Annotated in this window: 19 protein-coding genes and 1 other RNA gene; 12 read left to right on the top strand and 8 right to left on the bottom strand. The window is 74.8% G+C overall.

All coding sequences use genetic code 11. The features are described from left to right. The first annotated feature begins 160 nt into the window (after positions 1 to 160). Positions 161 to 1,555 carry a prolyl oligopeptidase family serine peptidase gene (locus NXY84_RS07640; RefSeq protein WP_258726505.1) on the top strand — a complete coding sequence of 465 codons (1,395 nt, stop codon included), beginning with the start codon at positions 161 to 163 and terminating at the stop codon, positions 1,553 to 1,555. A gap of 98 nt (positions 1,556 to 1,653) precedes the next feature. Here the strand turns inward: NXY84_RS07640 and NXY84_RS07635 are convergent, their stop codons facing one another. Next, on the bottom strand, positions 1,654 to 2,730 hold the full coding sequence (locus tag NXY84_RS07635) for a glycosyltransferase family 4 protein (RefSeq protein ID WP_258726504.1): 1,077 nt from the start codon (positions 2,728 to 2,730) through the stop codon (positions 1,654 to 1,656). A 160-nt stretch (positions 2,731 to 2,890) separates the two neighbouring features. On the opposite strand from NXY84_RS07635, the gene NXY84_RS07630 reads away from it, so the two are divergent. From NXY84_RS07630 to NXY84_RS07605, 6 genes are all read left to right on the top strand, one after another. Further along, positions 2,891 to 3,208, top strand: coding sequence for a hypothetical protein (locus NXY84_RS07630; protein ID WP_258726503.1), 318 nt, complete (start codon positions 2,891 to 2,893; stop codon positions 3,206 to 3,208). A gap of 4 nt (positions 3,209 to 3,212) precedes the next feature. After that, complete coding sequence (locus NXY84_RS07625; RefSeq protein WP_258726502.1) at positions 3,213 to 3,629, top strand: DUF2510 domain-containing protein; 417 nt, start codon at positions 3,213 to 3,215, stop codon at positions 3,627 to 3,629. Between the two features lie 109 nt (positions 3,630 to 3,738). Further along, positions 3,739 to 4,617: an alpha/beta hydrolase gene (locus tag NXY84_RS07620; protein WP_258726501.1), complete on the top strand. Its 879-nt coding sequence runs from the start codon at positions 3,739 to 3,741 to the stop codon at positions 4,615 to 4,617. A 116-nt stretch (positions 4,618 to 4,733) separates the two neighbouring features. Next, positions 4,734 to 5,591 (top strand): MerR family transcriptional regulator, encoded by an 858-nt coding sequence (locus NXY84_RS07615; protein ID WP_258726500.1) that lies wholly within the window; start codon positions 4,734 to 4,736, stop codon positions 5,589 to 5,591. A gap of 1 nt (position 5,592) precedes the next feature. Continuing rightward, positions 5,593 to 6,210 carry a GyrI-like domain-containing protein gene (locus NXY84_RS07610; protein ID WP_258726499.1) on the top strand — a complete coding sequence of 206 codons (618 nt, stop codon included), beginning with the start codon at positions 5,593 to 5,595 and terminating at the stop codon, positions 6,208 to 6,210. Positions 6,211 to 6,279: 69 nt separating this feature from the next. Next, entirely contained in the window at positions 6,280 to 7,719 is a 1,440-nt protein-coding gene (locus tag NXY84_RS07605; protein WP_258726498.1) for an MFS transporter, read from the top strand. A gap of 18 nt (positions 7,720 to 7,737) precedes the next feature. Here NXY84_RS07605 and NXY84_RS07600 read toward each other — a convergent pair whose 3' ends face one another. The 3 genes from NXY84_RS07600 to NXY84_RS07590 are packed head-to-tail and all read right to left on the bottom strand — an operon-like array spanning position 7,738 to position 10,400. Next, the gene (locus NXY84_RS07600) at positions 7,738 to 8,367 is read right to left on the bottom strand and encodes a GNAT family N-acetyltransferase (protein ID WP_258726497.1); all 630 of its coding nucleotides are present in this window, start codon (positions 8,365 to 8,367) and stop codon (positions 7,738 to 7,740) included. Positions 8,368 to 8,421: 54 nt separating this feature from the next. After that, positions 8,422 to 9,087, bottom strand: coding sequence for a response regulator transcription factor (locus NXY84_RS07595; protein WP_258727144.1), 666 nt, complete (start codon positions 9,085 to 9,087; stop codon positions 8,422 to 8,424). 53 nt (positions 9,088 to 9,140) lie between these two features. Then, the gene (locus tag NXY84_RS07590; RefSeq protein WP_258726496.1) at positions 9,141 to 10,400 is read right to left on the bottom strand and encodes a sensor histidine kinase; all 1,260 of its coding nucleotides are present in this window, start codon (positions 10,398 to 10,400) and stop codon (positions 9,141 to 9,143) included. 155 nt (positions 10,401 to 10,555) lie between these two features. On the opposite strand from NXY84_RS07590, the gene NXY84_RS07585 reads away from it, so the two are divergent. Together NXY84_RS07585 and NXY84_RS07580 are read left to right on the top strand one after the other, a co-directional pair. Beyond that, positions 10,556 to 10,957: a hypothetical protein gene (locus NXY84_RS07585; RefSeq protein ID WP_258726495.1), complete on the top strand. Its 402-nt coding sequence runs from the start codon at positions 10,556 to 10,558 to the stop codon at positions 10,955 to 10,957. After that, positions 10,954 to 12,432 carry a multicopper oxidase family protein gene (locus tag NXY84_RS07580; protein WP_258726494.1) on the top strand — a complete coding sequence of 493 codons (1,479 nt, stop codon included), beginning with the start codon at positions 10,954 to 10,956 and terminating at the stop codon, positions 12,430 to 12,432. The genes NXY84_RS07585 and NXY84_RS07580 overlap by 4 nt, the downstream gene beginning before the upstream one ends. 84 nt (positions 12,433 to 12,516) lie before the next feature. Here the strand turns inward: NXY84_RS07580 and NXY84_RS07575 are convergent, their stop codons facing one another. Genes NXY84_RS07575 through NXY84_RS07565 form a run of 3 tightly spaced genes read right to left on the bottom strand, consistent with a single transcriptional unit; the run spans position 12,517 to position 14,574 of the window. Then, entirely contained in the window at positions 12,517 to 13,290 is a 774-nt protein-coding gene (locus NXY84_RS07575; RefSeq protein WP_258726493.1) for an SCO1664 family protein, read from the bottom strand. Beyond that, positions 13,287 to 13,844, bottom strand: a complete 558-nt coding sequence (locus NXY84_RS07570; RefSeq protein ID WP_258726492.1) for a DUF3090 domain-containing protein — start codon at positions 13,842 to 13,844, stop codon at positions 13,287 to 13,289. Before NXY84_RS07570 ends, NXY84_RS07575 begins: the two co-directional genes overlap by 4 nt. 10 nt (positions 13,845 to 13,854) lie before the next feature. Beyond that, on the bottom strand, positions 13,855 to 14,574 hold the full coding sequence (locus tag NXY84_RS07565; protein WP_258726491.1) for an MSMEG_4193 family putative phosphomutase: 720 nt from the start codon (positions 14,572 to 14,574) through the stop codon (positions 13,855 to 13,857). A 110-nt stretch (positions 14,575 to 14,684) separates the two neighbouring features. On the opposite strand from NXY84_RS07565, the gene NXY84_RS07560 reads away from it, so the two are divergent. Both NXY84_RS07560 and ggt read left to right on the top strand, forming a co-directional pair. Next, the gene (locus NXY84_RS07560; RefSeq protein WP_258726490.1) at positions 14,685 to 16,133 is read left to right on the top strand and encodes a DUF2252 domain-containing protein; all 1,449 of its coding nucleotides are present in this window, start codon (positions 14,685 to 14,687) and stop codon (positions 16,131 to 16,133) included. Positions 16,134 to 16,286: 153 nt separating this feature from the next. After that, positions 16,287 to 18,077, top strand: coding sequence for a gamma-glutamyltransferase (ggt, locus tag NXY84_RS07555; RefSeq protein ID WP_258726489.1), 1,791 nt, complete (start codon positions 16,287 to 16,289; stop codon positions 18,075 to 18,077). 120 nt (positions 18,078 to 18,197) lie between these two features. Here the strand turns inward: ggt and ssrA are convergent. Then, positions 18,198 to 18,565: a transfer-messenger RNA gene (ssrA, locus tag NXY84_RS07550) on the bottom strand. A gap of 240 nt (positions 18,566 to 18,805) precedes the next feature. On the opposite strand from ssrA, the gene NXY84_RS07545 reads away from it, so the two are divergent. Then, on the top strand, positions 18,806 to 19,336 hold the full coding sequence (locus NXY84_RS07545) for a DUF6328 family protein (protein WP_258726488.1): 531 nt from the start codon (positions 18,806 to 18,808) through the stop codon (positions 19,334 to 19,336). Positions 19,337 to 19,342 lie beyond the last annotated feature (6 nt).

Below are 19,342 nucleotides of genomic sequence, written 5' to 3'. Positions count from 1 at the left end.
CGACGGTCGCCCGGTCCCCGGTGGGGGCCGGGCGACCAGTTCGTCGGGGCCCGTTCGTGCACCGAGGTGTCCGTTTCGTCCGTTGACCCCCGTCCCGCCTGATCGTTGACTGGGCGGGCGCGCGGTCGACGGCGACCGCGCCACGACCTCGGGGGCTCCCATGACCGTGCGCGCACACCTCGTCCCGGCGGTCGCAGCGGCCGCGCTCCTCGCAGCGGTGGTCGTGCCGTCGCCCGCCACCGCGGCGCAGGCTCCGCAGGCCGGTCGCGGTGTGGCGTCGGTGGTCGGCGTCGACGTGGTCGCGGAGGTCGGTCCGCTCGGGGCAGCCGTCACCGCGGTCGCGCTCGAGCTCGACCGCGCGGTGAGCGCGCCGTACACCGACCTCGACGAGGCCGCGTTCGCGGTGCAGGCCACGCTCGACGACGTCACCGCGCCGCGCACCGTGACCGACGTGTACCTGAGCGACACCGCGCAGCCCGGGGAGCCGCGCGCCCGCGGCCGTGTCGTGGTCGTCGAGCTGGCCGCCGACGACCCGAACGCCGCGGTGCTCTGGTACGACGGCACGCTCAACCACCGGTACGCGCTCGAGGGCGCCTACCTCGTCGACGTCCTCGACGACGTCGTGGACCGCCGTGGCCGGGTGCTCGTGCGCGGGACGGGCGACGCGCTCGCGAACGACGACGTCGTGATCCCGGTGGTGGACGACTTCGCGGTGCGCGCGTCGACCGGGTCGTCGGGCGTGCTGCTGCGCTACGGGCTCTACTCCCCGGCACGCGACCGCTCCCCGGGCTCGCACCACGGGCACCGCCGCGGCGAGGGCCCCGACGCGACGCTGTACCCGCTCGTCGTCGCGCTGCACGGCTCGGGCGAGCGCGGCACCGACGGGACGACGCAGCTCCTCGCGAACGAGCTCGGCGTCGCGTTCGCGAAGCCGTCGCGCCAGGCGTCCGACCCCAGCTTCGTGCTCGTGCCGCAGGCGCCGCCGCCGTCGGTGCAGCCGCTCGAGCCGGGCCAGTCGGTGTGGGAGGTCCCGGGTGTGCAGTCGGCCCTCCTCGAGCTCGTGGACCGCGCCATCGCGACCTACCCCGTCGACCCCGACCGCGTGTACCTGACGGGCCTCTCCATGGGCTCGATGGGGACGTTCGACATCCTGCCCAAGCGGCCCGAGCTGTTCGCGGCGGCGCTGCCGGTGACCGGCTACGCGGACCTGGTGTCGGCGCCGGTCCTCAAGGACATCCCGATCTGGGCGACGCACTCGGTCGACGACGCGACCGTGCTGTTCGACCGCCCCGACTCCGACTGGAACCTCATGGCCGCGATCGAGGCGACCGGCACGCCGGTGACGCGCGACGAGTGGGCCGCGAACCTGCCCGACGAGGAGAACGAGGCGAACGCCCGCGCGCAGTGGGAGCGAGCGGAGGCCGAGGGCAGCCACACCCTGTTCACCGCGTGGACCGCCGGGACGACTCCGGTCAACCCGCACTTCGCGTGGGTGCCGACCTACTCGAACGACGTGATGATCGACTGGCTGTACAGCCACGTGCGCGGGGAGTGACGCGGCACGCACCGTCGAGACCGAGTCGGCGCGGCCCGCTGCGCCTGCACCTGCGCGGCGCGTCGGGGCGGCGCCTGAAGGGGGGCGGCCGTGCGGGGCTAGCGGACCTGCGCGGTCGGCGCCGTCCCGGTGCCGAGCACGCCCAGCCCGGACCAGATCCGGTACAGGTCCGCGATCTGCTCCGCGACGCGGCTCCCCTCGTAGCGCGCGACCGCGGCCGCCGCCCGGGCGCCCGCGTCCGCACGCAGGTCCGGGTCGTCGCGCAGCGCGCGCAGGTGCGCGACGTACCCGGCGACGTCCCCCGCCTGCAGGTACGCGTCGGGCCGGGCGCCGAAGACCTCTGCGAACACCGGCAGGTCGCTCAGCACGAGCGGGAGCCCCGCGAACCCCGCCTCGACGGGCGCCATCCCGAACGTCTCGTGCCGCGACGGGAACAGGAACACGTCGGCCGCGCGGCAGTACCGGGCGACCTCGGTGCGCGAGAGCTGACCCGTGAACCGCAGGTTGGACGGCGCGTCGGCGACGACGCGGCTCATCTCGCCGCGACCGGCCGACGCGGCGCCGAACAGCGTCCCGCCGACCCAGGCGAACCGTGCGTCGGGCAGCGCACGGGCGCAGTCGGCGAACTCCTGCACGCCCTTGCGCGGCTGCAGCTGGCCGACGCCCAGCACCACGAACTCGTCCGCGCCGAGCCCGAGAGCCGCGCGGGCGCTCGCGCGGTGTGCCGGCGAGCCCTGGAACGGCTCGGCGACGACCGCGTTCGGGACGACCTCGATCGCGGTGCGCACCCCGATCTCCTGCAGCTCGGCGGCCGCCGCCGCGCTCACCGCGAGGATCAGGTGCGCCTGGTTGTAGAACGTCCGGAGGTACGCGGTGAACGCCGACCCGTACAGCCGGACGCCGACGAGGCTGCCCTCGAGCGAGCCAGGGGTCACGTGCGCGGACACGACGCGCAGCCCGCGGTGACGCCGGAGCCGGCGCAGGCTCGCCGGCCCGAGCGTGTGCACGTGCAGGACGCCGTCGCGCCAGTCCTCGTTGATGCCGACGTCGAAGCCGAGCGCCGCGTGCGCCGCCGCGAGGTCGCAGAACGCGGTGTGCACACCGTGGCCCTGCACCGTGGAGACGCTCTCGGACACGTGGTTGATGCGCAGCAGCGCGGGTTCGCCCAGGGTCACGCACGCACCCTAAGACGTGCACGCCACCCTCCGGGGTCGTTCGCGTGCCGGTTTCGTGAACACCGGCCGCGAACGGCCCTCGACGCACGCCGACGCCGACCCGGGCCGCCGCCCGGAGGTCCTGGTCCGGGAGCCGGGCCGCGCGGCCTAGGCTGCCCGGGTGACCGCGCCGGAGTCGACCCTCGCCGCGGCCGCCGCTGCGCTGCACGAGCGCCCGTGGCTGACTGCGCTCGCCGTCGCCGTCCTGCTCGTGCTGCTGCGGCTCTCGCGCCGCGGTCGCGGGCCGACCCCGCGTCCGGGTGAGGTGTGGTTCGCGGACGTCCCGTTCGAGGACCGGCCCGGCGCCAAGGACCGTCCGGTGCTCGTCCTCTCGGTGAGAGGGCGCACGTGCCGCCGGTCGGGCGAGGCCGGCGAGGCGTTCGTCGCCTGGTACGGGGAGGCCGTGGCCGCCGCCGGCTCGCCGCGTGCCCGAGGATGAGTCCATGAGCCACGACGCACCCGACCCGACGGTTCCGCAACCCGCCGCCCCGCACGGCGCCGCCGCACCGGGCTGGTACCCCGACCGCGCGACCCCGGGGGTCGAGCGCTGGTGGGACGGGACGGCGTGGGGCGCGCAGACCCGGCCGCTCGAGGGGCTCGCACGCCCGCTCGCGCCGGTCGTCCTGAAGAACACGAGAGCGACCGCCGGCCTCGTGGTCGGGGTGCTGTCGCTGCTCCTCAACCCGTTCCTGGTCACGTCGATCGCCGCGATCGTGCTGAGCGCGCAGGCTCTGGTGCGGGCCGGTCAGCTCACGACCGCGGGGTATGCGCCCGTGGGCCGGACCGCGGCGGTCGTCGGCCTCGTGCTCGCGGTGATCGGGGCCGGCGGGACCGTGGCGCTGAAGGGTCTGCTGTTCTGACCCGGCGCTCCGCCCGGTGAGCGATGAGTTACGGCGCCGGGCGGAGTCGGAACTGTCGGCGGGCGCGGAGCAGCGCCCCGACGGACGACCGACCGACAGGAGCACGGCAATGACCACGACGACCCTCGCGACCCACACCCTCGAGGTCCCGGGCGCGACGCTGACCTACGACGTGCGCGGGCCGCTCCCGACGGCCGACGGCACCCCGCCGCTGCTGCTGATCGGGCAGCCGATGGACGCGGCCGGCTTCGGCACGCTCGCCTCGTACTTCACGGACCGCACGGTCGTCACCTACGACCCGCGCGGGCTCGGCCGCAGCGTGCGCCATGACGGCAGCACCGAGCAGCGGCCCGAGCAGCAGGCCGAGGACCTGCACCACCTCGTCGCCGCGCTCGGTGCCGGGCCGGTCGAGCTGTTCGGCAGCAGCGGCGGCGCGATCACGGCGCTCGCGCTCCTCACCGCGCACCCCGAGGACGTCGTGCGGGTCGTCGCGCACGAGCCGCCCGCGATCACCGTGCTGCCCGACGCCGAGCAGGCGGCGGCCGTGTGGCGCCGCGTCCGGGACACGTTCGACGCGAAGGGCTGGGGCTGGGGCATGGCGTCGTTCATCGCCATGACGTCCTGGCAGGGCGAGTTCACGCCCGACGTCCTCGCCGAGGCCCCCGACCCGGCGATGTTCGGCATGCCGGGCGAGGACGACGGCGCCCGCACCGACCCGCTGCTGTCCGGCGCGTCCGACCCGGTCGTCGCCTACCGCCCGGACGTCGAGGCGCTGCGCGCGGCCTCGGTGCCGCTGGTGCTCGCCGCGGGCATCGAGAGCAAGGACACGATGACCTGGCGCACGACGGAGGCGCTCGCCGGGAAGCTCGGCGAGGAGCTCGCCGTGTTCCCGAGCAACCACGGCGGGTTCCTGGGCGACGAGTACGGGATGCCGGGGCAGCCCGAGGCGTTCGCAGCCCGGCTGCGCGAGGTGCTCGCGGCGGGCTGACGGCAGGCGCCCGCGCGGGTCCACCTGGGCGCGCGTCGCGGCGGGTACCGACCGGCGGGGGCGTCGCCCCGCCGGCAGGCCCCGTTGACCCTCGCACGGTGTCAGGGTGTGGGGTCATGGGCATGCGCGACGACCACCTCCTGAGCATCGGGGAGTTCTCCCGGCTGTCCCGGCTCAGCGTCCGCATGCTGCGCTACTACGACGCGCACGGCGTGCTGCCGCCCGCGCACGTCGACCCGGCGTCGGGCTACCGCACCTACTCGGCGCACGCCCTGCGCACGGCGGACTGGGTCCGCACGCTCCGCGACCTCGGCCTGGGCGTCGCGGAGCTGACGGCGTGCGCCGGCCTGGTCGACGACCCCGGCGCCCTGCGCTCGGTGCTCGAGGCGCAGCGCGGCCGGCTCGTGCGGGAGGCCGCCGCGGCGCTCGGTCGTGTGGGCGAGGTCGACCGGCTCCTGGCGACGCTCGGCGCGCCGGCCCTGCCCGTCCCCGTGACGCGGCGCCGGCTCCCGGCCCGGACGGTCGCAGCGCTGCGCGCGACGATCCCGACGTACGCCGACGAGGGGGTGCTCTGGCAGCGCCTCTACCCCGCGCTCGGGGCGGCCGGGGGCCGTCCGGCCGCGTCCGGGTGGACAGCCGCCGTCCTCCACGACGCCGAGTTCCGCGAGCACGACGTCGACGTCGAGGTGCAGTGCGAGGTCGCGTCGTCGTTCGGGTCGACCGGCGAGGTCCGGTGCGTCGAGCGGGCGGCGCAGGACGTCGCCGTCGGGGTCCTGCGCGGCCCGTACGACGCCGTCGCCGCGACGATCGGGGCGGTCGGCGCGTGGGTCGCCGAGCAGGGGCTCGCGTTCGACGGCCCGCTGCTCGACGTCTACGTCGTCTCCCCCGCGCACGACCCGGAGCCTGCGCACTGGGTCACCGAGGTGTGCGTCCCCGTCACCACCGCCCCGTCCCCCGCCCGCGAGGAGCCCTGAGATGACCACGACGACCGGTCCCGACCTGCGGCGCACCCACCCCGGGGTGTGGCACGCCCCCGACGACCCCGAGCTCGTCGTCGTCCCGCCCGTCCAGTACCTCATGGTCGACGGCGCGGGCGACCCGTCCACGGCGCAGGCCTACACCGACGCGGTGCAGACGCTCTACGCGGTGAGCTACGGCGTCCGGGCGCTGGTGAAGGCGTCGGGCGGCACGCCGTGGACCGTGATGCCGCTCGAGGGGTTGTGGTGGGCCGACGACCTCACCACCTTCACGGCGGGGCGGCGCGACGACTGGCTGTGGACGATGCTCATCGCGCAGCACGACGGTGTCACCGCCGAGCTGGTCGGCGAGGCGCTCGACGCTGCGGGGCGCAAGAAGAAGGCGCCCGCGGCGGACCGCCTCCGGCTCGAGGTGCTCGACGAGGGCGAGGTCGTCCAGGTCCTGCACCACGGGCCCTACTCGGCGGAGGGCCCGACGATCGAGCGCCTGCACGCGTTCGCCGCCGGCGCCGGGCGTGCGCTGCGAGGCCGCCACCACGAGGTCTACCTCTCGGACCCGCGGCGCGTCGCCCCGGAACGGATGCGCACGATCCTGCGCCAGCCCGTCGGGCCCTGACTCCGCCCTCCCGCGGACGCCCCGCTGGCGACGCGCGCGGCACGGACCCCGGACGTAGTGTCCGGAAGGGTGACGGACGCCCGGACCCGCAGCGCGGCCACACCCACCGACGAGCCGGACCCGAACCGGTGGAAGGCGCTCAGCGTCTGCCTCGCCGCCGGGTTCATGACGCTGCTCGACGTCAGCATCGTCAACGTCGCGCTCCCCTCGATCGCCCAGGAGCTCGACGCCTCGCCGTCGGCCCTGCAGTGGGTCGTGTCCGGCTACGCCCTGACGTTCGGGCTCGTGCTCGTCAGCGCCGGCCGGCTGGGCGACGCCCGCGGACGGCGGAGCCTGTTCATCGTCGGGGTGGTGGTCTTCACGCTCGCGTCGCTGACGGCCGGGCTCGCGCCGTCGGCGGGATGGCTCGTCGCCGCCCGGCTGGTGCAGGGCATCGGGGGAGGCATCATCAACCCGCAGGTCTCCGGCATCATCCAGCAGCTCTTCCGTGGCGCCGAGCGCGGGCGCGCGTTCGGCAGGCTCGGCACGACCATCGGGGTCTCCACGGCGATCGGACCCGTGCTCGGCGGCGTGATCCTCGCGGTCGTCGGGCCCGAGCACGGCTGGCGCTGGGTCTTCCTGGTCAACCTGCCGGTGGGCCTGCTCGCCGTCCTGCTCTCGCTGCGCTACCTCTCGCCGCGGCGCGACAAGGAGCCCGCACGCGACCTCGACCCCGTCGGCGCCGTGCTGCTCGGTGCGGGGGTCGTCGGCGTCCTGTGGCCGCTCCTCAGCGAGCAGTGGGAGCCCGTCGACCTCGTGCTGCTGGTCGCCGGGCTCGTCCTGCTCGTCGCCTTCGCGCTGTGGGAGCGGCGCGTCGACGCCCGCGGCGGGACCCCGATGGTGCGGCTCGCGCTGTTCCGGGTCCCCGGCTACGGCAGCAGCGCGCTGCTCGCCCTCGCGTACTTCTCGGGGTTCACGTCGATCTTCTTCGTCCTGACCCTGTACCTGCAGGACGAGCTCGCCTACTCGCCCCTGGCGGCGGGGCTCGCGATCACCCCGTTCGCGCTGGGCTCGGCCGTGACGTCCGCGGTCGGCGGGCGGGTGGTCAGCACGCGCGGACGCAGCGTCGTCGTCCTGGGGCTCGTGCTCGTCGTGGTGGGCGTGGTCGCGACCGACGCGCTGCTCGCGCTCGCCGCTGGCTCGTCCGCGACCGGGTGGTGGATCGCCGCACCGCTGCTCGTCGCCGGGCTCGGCAGCGGCCTGGTCATCTCGCCGAACCAGACGCTCGCGCTCGAGCACGTGCCCGTCGAGCAGGCCGGCGCGGCCGGCGGCGTGCTGCAGACCGGGCAGCGGCTCGGCTCGGCCGTCGGGATCGCCGTCGCCGGGTCGCTCTACTTCGCCGGCACCGGCAGCGGCGACACCGCGGCCGGGGTCACGCACGGGCTGCGCGCGACCGTCGCGCTCCTGGTGGTCGCGCTCGTCCTGGGCGTCGTCGACCTGCGGCGACGGTCCCCGGACCGCGCCGGCTGACCCGCGGTCGGCCGGCGCTCAGCCGGGCGGCCCGGGCGGCTCGGTCCGCTGGGCCGCGGCGACCTCCGTGGTCATGACGCAGTTCCCCTTGCCCTTGGGTCGCTGGTACGTGAAGCCGAGCCCCTCGTACATCGTCCGCGTGGCGTTGTAGAGGAACGAGGAGGAGGTCTTCTTCCCGGGTGGGAGGTCGTGCGGGTACGCCTCGACGAGCCCGCCGCCGGCCTCGGCGATCAGGGCCAGCGCACCCCGCACCGCGACCGCCGCGACCCCTCGCCGGCGGTGGTCGCGATCCACGAACAGGCACGTGATCCGGAAGTCGGGCGCCCGGACGAGGCCCTTCTCCCACTCCTTGCGGTGGTGGATGTTCGGCAGCTCGGCGACCGGCCCGAACTGCGCCCACGCGAGGACGCGGTCGCCGTCCGTGACGAGCGCCGCATGAGCGCGGCCGGCGACGACGAGCCGGTGCTTGAGCTCGCGCTCCCCGATCTCCTTGCGCTCGGGCGGGTCGGGGAACAGGTGGAAGTACGTGCACCAGCACCCTCGCCAGACCCCGTTGTGACGTTCCGCCAGCGCCGCGAACGCGTCCCACGTGTCCGCGCTCAACGGCACGATCCGGTACCCGTCCACCGTCACCCGCGCGTCCTCCATCCGACCGACGGTAGGCCGCCTCCCGGACGATCGGCAGCCGCATCCGGCGCCCGATCAGGCGGAGGGCGTCCCCGGTGACACGAGCCCGGTCTCGTACGCCAGCACCACGAGCTGCGACCGGTCGCGCGCGTCGAGCTTGGTGAGCAGGCGGCTCACGTAGGTCCGGGCCGTCGCGGGGCTCAGGTGCAGCGTCGTCGCGATCTCCTGGTTCGAGCGGCCCCGCCCGATCTCGCGCAGCACCTCGCGCTCCCGGTCGGTCAGCCCGGCGAGGCGGGCACCGTCGTCGCGACGCGGAGCCGTCGCCGCGGCCTGCATCACGCGCCACGTCACCGACGGGTCGAGCAGCGCGTCCCCGGCCGCGACGGCGCGGACCGCCTGGCGGAGCTCGTCGGGCGCGACGTCCTTGAGCAGGAACCCCGCGGCGCCCGCCCGGATCGCCTCGAACACGTGCTCGTCCTCGTCGAACGTCGTGAGCACCAGGACCGCGACGCCGGTCAGCGCGGGGTCGGCGACGATCGCCCGCGTCGCCTCGATCCCGTCCAGGTCGGGCATCCGGACGTCCATGAGCACGACGTCGGGCCGCAGCTCCCGCACGCGCGCCACGCCCTGACGCCCGGTCGCGGCGTCGGCCACGACCGCGATGTCGCCGTCGCGCTCGACGAGCGTGCGCAGCCCGGCGCGCAGCAGCTCCTGGTCGTCGACGAGCACGACGCGGATCACGCGGCGGCCGCCGTCGGGTGCACGGGAACCGTCCGCGTCGGTGTCCGCCGTCGTCATGCGGTCAGCCTCGCAGGCAGCCGCGCGTGCACGACGAAGCCCCCGCCGTCGGCCGCGCCGGACGTGACGGTCCCGCCCAGCAGGGAGGCGCGCTCGACCATCCCGCGCAGCCCCTGCCCGGCGCCCGCTGCCGCCGGCGTGCGCGTCGCCCCGACGCCGTCGTCCCGCACCACGACGTCGAGCCAGCCTCCCGCCAGCGCCACGCGCACGTCGACCCGGCCGGCGTGGGCGTGCCGCAGCGCGTTCGTCAGCGCCTCCTGCACGATCCGGTACGCGCCCGCGCCGATCGCCCCGTCGACCGCGTCGTCCGGCACGTCGAGGTGGGCGCGGACGTCGAGTCCCGCGGCGCGCGTCGACCCCGCGAGCGCGGCCAGTCCGGCGAGCCCGACCGTCCCGCGCGCCGGGTCGTCCGCCGGGGTGCGCAGGAGCCGCACCGTCGAGCGCAGCTCGCGCAGCGTCGAGGACGTCGCGGTGCGGATCTGCTCGAGCGACGCGGCGACGAGCGCGTCGTCCCGCCCGACCGCCTCCGCCGCGACGTTCGCGTGCACGGCGACGACGGAGACGGTGTGTCCGACCGAGTCGTGCAGGTCGCGGGCGATGCGCACCCGCTGTGCCTGCAGGCGCTGGTCGGTCTCGAGCTCCTGCTCCGCGAGCGACGCGAGCCGCAGCCGCTCCTGGTCGAGGCGCGACTGCCGCCGCACCCGCACGCTGACCCCGAGCGCGACCGCGGCGACCACGAGCGCGACGTTGGTCAGCAGCTCGTAGCTCAGCAGGTAGGTCGCGGGCAGCCCCTCGGTGATCCGGAAGTACGCCGCGACGCCCACGAGCACGCCGCCGATCGTCAGCGCCGCGCGCGTGCGGTCGAGCTCGGCCGCGGAGTACAGCGCCGCCGCCGCGGGCAGCGCCTGCCCGATGGCCGGGAAGCCGAGCGCGTAGTACGCGAAGATGCCGAGCACCGTGACGAGCAGCACCGCCACGGGCCGACGGCGGCGCACGAGCAGCACAGCGCCGAACCCCGCGGCGAACACGTACGCGAGGACCGACGGGTCGCGCTCGGCCTCGAGCCCGGCACCCACGGTGAGCCCGACGACGAGGACCGTGACGGCGGCGAGCGCGAGGTCGACGGTGCGCTCGGGGCCGAGATGGAGGGTGCGCGCGGCGCGCCGGTCGGCGGCTGGCGTGCCGGAGCCGTGCGACGGACCGGGGTGCGCGAGGCCGGCTCCGCGCTGTCGCGACGACGCAGGGGGGACGGCCATTCCCCGAGCGTAGGAAGCGGTGGCGCCCAGGGACATCCCCGAGGGGGCGATGCCGGGTGTCGCCTCCGGACGACATCGGGCGTCCGCGGATGCCGGGGTGCACCGACGACACCCGACGGATTCCCGCCCGGGCCGCCGTTCCTAGCGTCGGACGCATGGACACCACGACTCCCCCGACCACCTCCGCGCGCCCGATCCGCTGGCGCGTCGTCCTCGGCCTCGCCGCCACGGTGCTGCTCTGGCCGCTCCTCGGGATCGCCGGCCAGGACGGTCCCGTCTTCGCGCTCACCGTCTTCGCCCTGACCGCCGGCGTGTGGGTCGGCGTGCTCGGGCTGCGCGACGTGCCGCGCCCCGTCGCGACGGCGACGCTCGCCGGTGTCCTGTACGGCGCGGCGATCGTCACGCTCTCGGTGGTCGTGGGCGGCCGCGGTGCCGGCGTGACCGGTCCGGTGATCGTGCTCGGCGCGCTGTGGGAGCTCGTGTGGGTCGCGATGCTCGGCGCGGGCGTGGGGCTGCTCGGTCAGGCGATCCAGCGTGGGCGGAGGCGGCGGCCGTGAGGCGGACGATCGCCGCGGCAGTCGGAGCGGCCGTGGTCGTCGCGCTCGTCGGCGGCTGCGGCGTGCCGGTCTCGGTCTCGTCGGTCTCCGCGCCCGAGGGCTTCGGCACGCCGCTGCCCGTCCCGCCGCTCGCGCCCTCGGAGGTGGCCGCCGACGGCACCCGCACGTTCCACCTCACCGCGCAGGAGGGCACGACGCAGCTCGTCGACGGCGTCGACACCCCGACGTGGGGCTTCGACGGCGACCTCCTGGGCCCGACGCTGCGGGCGTCGCGCGGCGAGCAGGTCGCGGTCGAGGTCCGCAACGAGCTCCCCGAGCCGACGAGCGTCCACTGGCACGGCATGCACCTGCCCGCGGCGATGGACGGTGGCCCGCACCAGCCCGTCGACCCCGGCGACGTCTGGCGCCCGACGTGGCGCGTCGACCAGCCGGCCGCGACCCTCTGGTACCACCCGCACCCGCACGGCCGGACCGAGGAGCACGTGTACCGCGGCCTCGCCGGTTTCTTCCTGCTCGACGACCCCGCGGCCCCCGACGTCGGCCTCCCGCACGAGTACGGGGTCGACGACGTGCCGGTCGTCGTCCAGGACAAGAACCTGGACGACGACGGCACGCTCGACCTCGACGGCGGCGAGGTCGGCGTGCTCGGCTCGCTCGTCACCGCGAACGGCGTGCACGGCGGCCACCTGTCCGTCGTGACCGAGCGGGTCCGCCTGCGCCTGCTCAACGGCTCGACCGGGCGGACCTACTCCTTCGGGTTCGCCGACGACCGGACGTTCCTCCAGGTCGCGACCGACGGCGGGCTGCTGCCTGCGCCGGTCGAGGCGACGCGTGTCCGGCTCTCCCCCGGCGAGCGCGCCGAGGTCGTGGTCACGATGACCCCGGGCGAGACGGTGCGGCTGCGGTCGTTCCGGCCTGACCTCGGACGGATCGCCGCCGGGTTCGCGATGGGCGCCAACGACGAGTTCGACGTGCTGGAGCTGCGCGCCGCTGCGGCGTTGGCGGCCTCACCCGAGGTCGCGGACGTGCTGACGGCGCTCGAGCCGCTGCGCACCGCCGACGCCGACGTGACCCGGACGTTCTCGGTCTCCGGGCGCGAGATCAACGGACGCCGCATGGACATGTCCCGCATCGACGAGACCGTCGAGGTCGGCGCGACCGAGGTCTGGGAGGTCCGCAACGACGACGCCGTCCCGCACAACTTCCACGTGCACGACGTGCAGTTCCGGGTGCTCGACGTCGACGGCGACGCACCGCCGGCCGCCCTCGGCGGTCCCAAGGACACGGTGTACCTCGAGCCGCGGCGCACGTACCGGCTGATCATGCGGTTCGAGGACTACACCGACGCCGCGGTGCCGTACATGTTCCACTGCCACCTGCTGCTGCACGAGGACGAGGGGCTCATGGGGCAGTTCGTGGTGGTGGAGCCGGGGACGAGAGCGTCGCGTCCCGCGACGACGGGGCATCAGCACTGAGCTGCGCCACGCGTACCGGCTCGAGCGGTTCCTCGCCGGGCCCGTCGCCGCCGACGGGTCACCTCGGAGGCGCGGGGACGCGCCTCAGAACAAGGGCCACGGCACGGCGGGCATGTCACCGCGAGGCGCGGGAAGCGTCCGTGCGGCCGTCAGCGCCCCGCACCGGGCCGCCAGAGCCCGGAGCTCCGGCCGGCTGAGCAGGTCCGCGAGGTGCGCTCCCAGCTCACCGCCGAGACCCACACGCACCCGCTCGACCCCCGCCAGCTCCTCCGCCGACAGCGGCTCGCCGACCCACCCCCACAGCACGGTCCGCAGCTTGTGCTCCTCGTGGAACGTGACCCCGTGGTCCACCCCGTACCGGTGACCGCCGGCCGTGGGCAGGACGTGCCCGCCCTTGCGGTCCGCGTTGTTCACGAGGACGTCGAACACCGCCATGCGCCGCAGCGCCGCGGTGTCCTCGTGGATCACCGCCACGGTCCTCCCGTCCTCGTCGCGCCCCTCGAGCACGGTGCGCCACCCCTGCGCCGGCACGTCCGCGACCGGGACCACGTCCACCGGGTCCTGCGCGGCATCGGGCTCCTGCCACAGCTGCACCATCCCGGGCCCGAGCGGTCCGTCGCGCAGCCAGGTCCGGGGGACGACGTCCCACCCGGTCGCCTCGGAGACCAGGTACGCCGCGACCTCCCGGTTCGCCAGGGTCCCGTCCGGGAAGTCCCACAGCGGCCGCTCGCCGGCCACGGGCTTGTAGACCACCGCGACGTCGCCGACCTTGCCGACGAACGTCGCGTTCGAGGCGGCGGTGATCCGACCGACGAGCTCGAGCGCGCCGCCGTCGAGGTCGACGTCCGGAGCCGTCACTCGCCGTCGGCGGGAGGGCAGACGTGACCGTCGGGGTCGACCGGTCCGCCGCAGAGCGGGCACGCCGGCCGGCCGGCGCGGACCACCTGGCGCGTGCGCTGGGCGAACGCCCGGGCGGTGCCGACGGGGATCCGGACGAGCAGCATCTCGGCGGGCTCGGCGGCGTCGGGCTCGGGGAGCACGTCGTCGTCCTCCCCGACCGCCTCGACCGGGTAGGCCTCGATGACGACCTGCGCGGTCCGCGGGTCCCAGCCGAGGCGCAGCGCACCGACGCGGAACTGCTCCTCGACGGGCTGGTCCAGGGGGTCGTTGTCGACGAGCTCGGCCGGGGTCTCCGCGGGGACGCTCACCTTGCTGCCCGCCTCGGCGACGAGCCGGTCGAGGAGCTCGTCGATCGTGTCGGCGAGGACCGCGGACTGCTCCTTCTCGAGCGCGACGCTCGTCGAGCGCGCACCCGCGCGGGCCTGCAGGTAGAAGGTCCGTTCGCCGGGGCGACCGACCGTCCCGACGACGACGCGATCCGGCCAGTCGAACTCGTGGACGAGGGTCCGCATGGTCCCCAGTCTACGAGGCAGCACCGGGATCGCGCCGGGCGACGCCGTCGTGCCCGGCCCCTCCCCCGACCGCCGCGTCCGCCACCGGGCCGCTGGACCGGAGCCAGGTCAGGTCCCCGAAGTCGGTGTTGGTCGCGACCACGTCGGGCCGGGCCTTCCCGTACCGGACGATCGAGATCGACGCGGGGCCGACGTTGAGCCGCTGGAACAGGTCGAGGTGCATGCCCAGGGCGTCGGCGAGGACCGCCTTGATGACGTCGCCGTGGCTCACGGCCGCCCACACCGCACCGGGTCCGTGCTCGGCCTCGAACGCGGCGTCGTGCCCGCGGACCGCCGCGACGGCCCGCGCCTGCATCGCCGCGAGGGACTCGCCGCCCGGGAAGACCGCCGCTGACGGTTGCGTCTGCACGACCGACCACAGCGGCTCCTTCGCGAGCTCGCCGAGCGACCGGCCCTGCCACTCGCCGTACCCGCACTCGGTGAGCGCCTCGTCGAGCCTCACCTCGAGCGCGCCTGCCTGCCGCTCGAGCAGCGCGCGGGACGTGTCCTGGCAGCGCTCGAGGGGGCTCGACACGAGCCCGACGAGCGGGACGACCGCGAGCCGCTCCCCCGTTCGCGCCGCCTGCTCGCGCCCGACGTCGTCGAGCATCACCCCGGGCAGACGCCCCGCGAGGATGCCGTCGACGTTCGCCGTGGTGCGCCCGTGCCGGACGAGGATGACTGTGGCCATCCCGGCAGCCTAGGCACAGCGCGACCTCGGCTGCGGCCGGACCGCTCAGACCGTCCGCCCGGCGGATCGTCTGGTAGAACGAGACGGGGCAGGGAGCGGAGGTGGCCGAGGTGACGACGAGTCGCGGACGCCACACCGTGCTGGCCACGCCCGAGAGCGACGCCTTCACCTCGCTGCGCCGGAGGCCCACGTCACGCCAGGAGCGGTTCGCCCTCGGCAAGAGCCTCCGCCAGGGGGTCCCCCGGCGCGCGCTGGCGAACTGGAGCGCGCCCACCGACCGCCCGGACACGGTCGAGCTGATCCGTCGCTCGCACGAGGGCCGCCTCGAGGGGCTCGTGCCGATCCGCGTCGCGCGCATGGTCGCGTCGCCGTACGGGTTCCTGCGCGGCACGGCGATCGTGATGGCGCACGACGTGGCGGGCCTGCCGGCGACGGGGATCACGCCGGTGGTCTGCGGCGACGCGCACCTCGGCAACTTCGGGTTCTACGCCTCGCCCGAGGGCGAGCTCGTCATCGACCTCAACGACTTCGACGAGTCGCACCCCGGCGCCTGGGAGTGGGACCTGCGGCGGCTCGTCGCGAGCATCTGGGTCGCGGGCCGGGAGAACGCGGCGAGCGAGGAGCAGTGCGCCGGCGCCGTCGCGTCGTGCGTCGCCGCCTACCGCTCGGAGGTGACGTTCCTCGCCGGGCAGCCGCTGCTGCTGCGCTCCTACAACCGGCTCGACGTCGAGCGGATGCACGAGACGGCCAGCGACAAGACCCTGCGCGCCGAGATCATCCGGGCCGCACGGCGGGCTCGCAGCCGCACGAGCGACCGGGCCCTGCCCCGGTTCACGCGCGAGCACGAGGGCCGGCGCCAGATCGTGGACCAGCCGCCCCTGATCACCCGCGTGCCGGAGCCGGAGGCCGAGCACCTGGCGGCCGCGCTGGACGACTACCTCGACACCCTGGCCCCGCACTGGCGGCGCGTCCTCGGCGGCTACACGCTCGTCGACCTCGCCCACAAGGTCGTCGGCGTCGGGAGCGTCGGCCTGCGGGCGTACGTCGCGCTGCTCGAGGGCAGCGACCCCGACGACGTGCTGTTCCTCCAGCTCAAGCAGGCGCGCCGCTCGGTGCTGGCCCCGTTCGTGCACGGCGACTCCGCATGGCACGCGCACCAGGGTCAGCGCGTCGTGGAGTACCAGCAGGCGCTGCAGACCGTGAGCGACCCGCTGCTGGGGTGGACGACCGTCGGCGAGCGGCAGTACTACGTGCGGCAGTTCCGGAACATGAAGGGCACGGTCCCGCTCGACGCGATCGACGCGACGGCGCTGGCCGACTACGCGGGCATCGTCGGGCACCTGCTCGCGAAGGGGCACGCGCGCACGAGCGGGGCGTCGATGATCGCGGGGTACGCCGGGCGGTCGGACAGGCTGGACCGGGCGATGGTCCGCTTCGCGCGGGCGTACGCGGACCAGACGGAGGCCGACCACGCGGCGCTGGTCGGCGCCGTGCGGCGCGGCGCGCTCCCGGCCACCGAGGGCGCCGCCGACCAGGTGGGCAGCGCCTTCCGGCCGTGACCACGCGCGCCACGTCGCCCTGGGTGCGCCACCCGGCGGGTGCGCACACGGCCGTCGAGCCGGCGCGTGCCCGGTACGTGCGGGCGCCTTCTCGACGGCTCCGTCAGCGAGTGGTAGGACGGGACCTACCCGCCTCTCGCCCGAGGAGATCTCATGCGACCGTTCCGGCAGATCGGCTCGCGGGTGGCGCTCGTCGCCACCGTCGTCCTCGCACTGGGGGTCGGGGTCGCGCCCGCCACGGCGTACCCGCCGCACCCAGGTCACAGCGACAAGGTTCCGGTCGCCACCGGGTACGGCGGGGCGGTCACCACGGTCGACGCGGACGCGACCCGGGTGGGCCTCGACGTGCTGCGCCGGGGCGGGAACGCGGTGGACGCCGCTGTCGCGGCCGCGGCGACGCTCGGCGTGACCGAGCCGTTCTCCGCGGGCATCGGGGGCGGTGGCTTCTTCGTGTACTACGACGCGGCGACCGGTCAGGTCCACACCATCGACGGGCGTGAGACCGCGCCGACGGAGATGCAGAGCGACGCGTTCGTGGAGGACGGCGTGCCGATCCCGTTCGCCGACGCGGTGACGTCGGGCCTGTCCGTGGGAGTGCCCGGCACGCCGCGGACCTGGGCGACGGCTCTCGACCAGTGGGGTTCCCTGGACCTGCGGCAGGCCCTGAGGGGAGCCACCGAGGTGGCGCGCCGGGGATTCGTGGTGGACCAGACGTTCGTGGACCAGACCACCGCGAACGCCGCGCGGTTCGCCGCCTTCCGGTCGTCGTCGGACCTCTTCCTGCGGCGCGGTGCACCCCCCGCGGTCGGCTCGGTCTTCCGCAACCGCGACCTCGCCCACACCTACGACGTGCTCGCCTATCGCGGGGTCGACGCGTTCTACACCGGCAGGCTCGCCCGGGAGATCGTCCGCACGGTCCAGCGACCGCCGGTCAGCCGGCACAGCCCGCTCGTGGTCCGCCCGGGACTTCTCGAGCTGAGCGACCTCGCGTCCTACGAGGCACCCCTGCGCGCACCCACGCTCGTGTCGTACCGCGGGCTCGACGTCTACGGCATGGCGCCACCCTCGTCCGGCGGCTCGACCGTCGGCGAGGCCCTGAACATCCTCGAGTCGCGTCCCGGCGGACCGTTCGACACGACCCAGACCCTGCACGGCTACCTCGAGGCGAGCGCGCTGGCGTTCGCCGACCGCAACCGGTACGTCGGCGACCCGGCGTTCGTCGACGTGCCCCTGGAGCAGCTGCTCTCGGACGGGTTCGCGGCGGAGCGCGCGTGCCTCATCGATCCAGCCGCCGCTCTGGTCAAGCCGGTGGCCCCCGGCGTGCCGGACGACGACTACGCCGCCTGCGAGCCTGCGTCGGTCGGTACGGAGGTGTCGGACGGCGAGTCCACGACGCACCTGACCACGGCGGACCGCTGGGGCAACGTGGTGGCGTACACCCTGACCATCGAGTCGCTCGGCGGCAACGGGATCGTGGTGCCGGGCCGCGGCTTCCTGCTCAACAACGAGCTGACCGATTTCAACTTCACCGACACCCAGGGCGGCGACGACCCGAACCTGCCCGGCCCCGGCAAGCGGCCGCGCAGCTCGATGGCGCCGACCATCATCCTGGCTGACGGCAGGCCGTTCCTGGCGCTCGGCTCCCCCGGCGGGTCGACGATCATCACGACGGTGCTGCAGATCCTCGTGAACCGCCTGGAGCTCGGGATGGAGCTGCCGGCCGCCGTCGCCGCGCCGCGCGCCACCCAGCGCAACACCGCTGCCGTCCAGGCCGAGCCCGGCTTCGACCGGACGGCGTTGCAGGCCCTCGGCCACGTGTTCACCGACAACCCGGAGATCGGCGCGGCCACCGCCATCGAGTTCCTCCCCGGCGGTGCACTGCTCGCGGTGGCCGAACCTGCCCGTCGCGGTGGGGGCAGCGCGGCGGTCGTGCACGGAGGCTGATCTACCGAGCGCCCGTCCTGGGCGTTGCAGCGAGCGGTCCCCGGGCACAGGAAGGGCCGCCATCCCCGGCGAGAGGGATGACGGCCTTCGAGTGCCGGGGCAGCCTTGCGGCGCTCGCAGCAGTGGAGGTGGCGGGAATCGAACCCGCGTCCGATGACGAAAAACCAGGACTTCTCCGGGCGCAGCTTGCTGCGCTTTTTCTCAGCCCTCGCGATCTAGCAAGCATGTCGCGAGCGGGCTCAGTCGTCTAAGAGTCCCCCCAGCACCGACGACGAATGCTGGGAGCAGTGGCTCTCTAGATGACGCCAGCTACCGAGTCGAGAGCGCTCTCGGGCTGACGGACTTCGTAACTAGCTCAGGCGGCGAGTTCGAAGTCGGTGCGCGATGTATTGGCACCTATGGGTTTGCACGGATCGTTTACGAGATAACCGTGCGTCCTCGGCCCGCTTCTCCTGGCTCGACGATCACCGTCGAAACCGATCACCCCCGTGTTGAGTTATCAACCGCCTGCCGACCCCCGCAGGGGCTGAAGTGCGTCGCTCATCGTACGTCACAACACGCGACGCCGTCCCGTTCATTCCCGCCGACCTGGGCCGACGGGCACGGGCGAGGCCACCAACCGGACACCTGTCCACGATGCGGCCCCCCGCCACGCCCACCGCGCGCCCCGAGCCCGCAGGCGGCACCATACGCACAGACATACCGGACACGACCCCGACGAGGTGGACATGGTGGCCCAGCACGAGCTCGAGCTGCACAACGACCGTCGCGAGACGCGCACCGAGCGCATGGACCGCAACTGGAACGAGCTGCTCCAGGAGCTGCGGGTCACGCAGACGGGCGTCCAGATCCTCACGGGCTTCCTGCTCACGGTGCCGTTCCAGCAGCGGTTCGGGGACCTCGACGAGTTCCAGCGCGCCGTCTACCTCGTCCTCGTGGCGCTCGCGCTCGTCACCACCGGACTCATCACGGCGCCGGTCAGCCTGCACCGGATCCTGTTCCGCAAGGGCCTCAAGCCGGAGCTCGTCGAGTGGGGCGACCGGCTCGCACGCGCGGGGCTCGCGTTCCTCGCGCTCGTCCTCACCGGCGCGGCGCTCCTGCTGTTCGACTTCGTCGTGGACCGCACGGCGGGGTACCTCGCGGGGGGCGCGACGCTCGTGTTCCTCGGCGTGATCTGGCTCGTCGTCCCGCTCCTCGAGGCGCGCAAGGCGCACGGGGCCGACGACCCCGGCGAACGCGGCGCGGGGATCGACGACTGACGCCGA

It is taken from the genome of Cellulomonas sp. NS3, assembly GCF_024757985.1.
In the GTDB taxonomy this organism is placed as follows: Bacteria; Actinomycetota; Actinomycetes; order Actinomycetales; family Cellulomonadaceae; genus Cellulomonas_A.
Note: the sequence above shows the minus strand (reverse complement) of the source record. Positions and strands in the feature narration are given on the sequence as shown.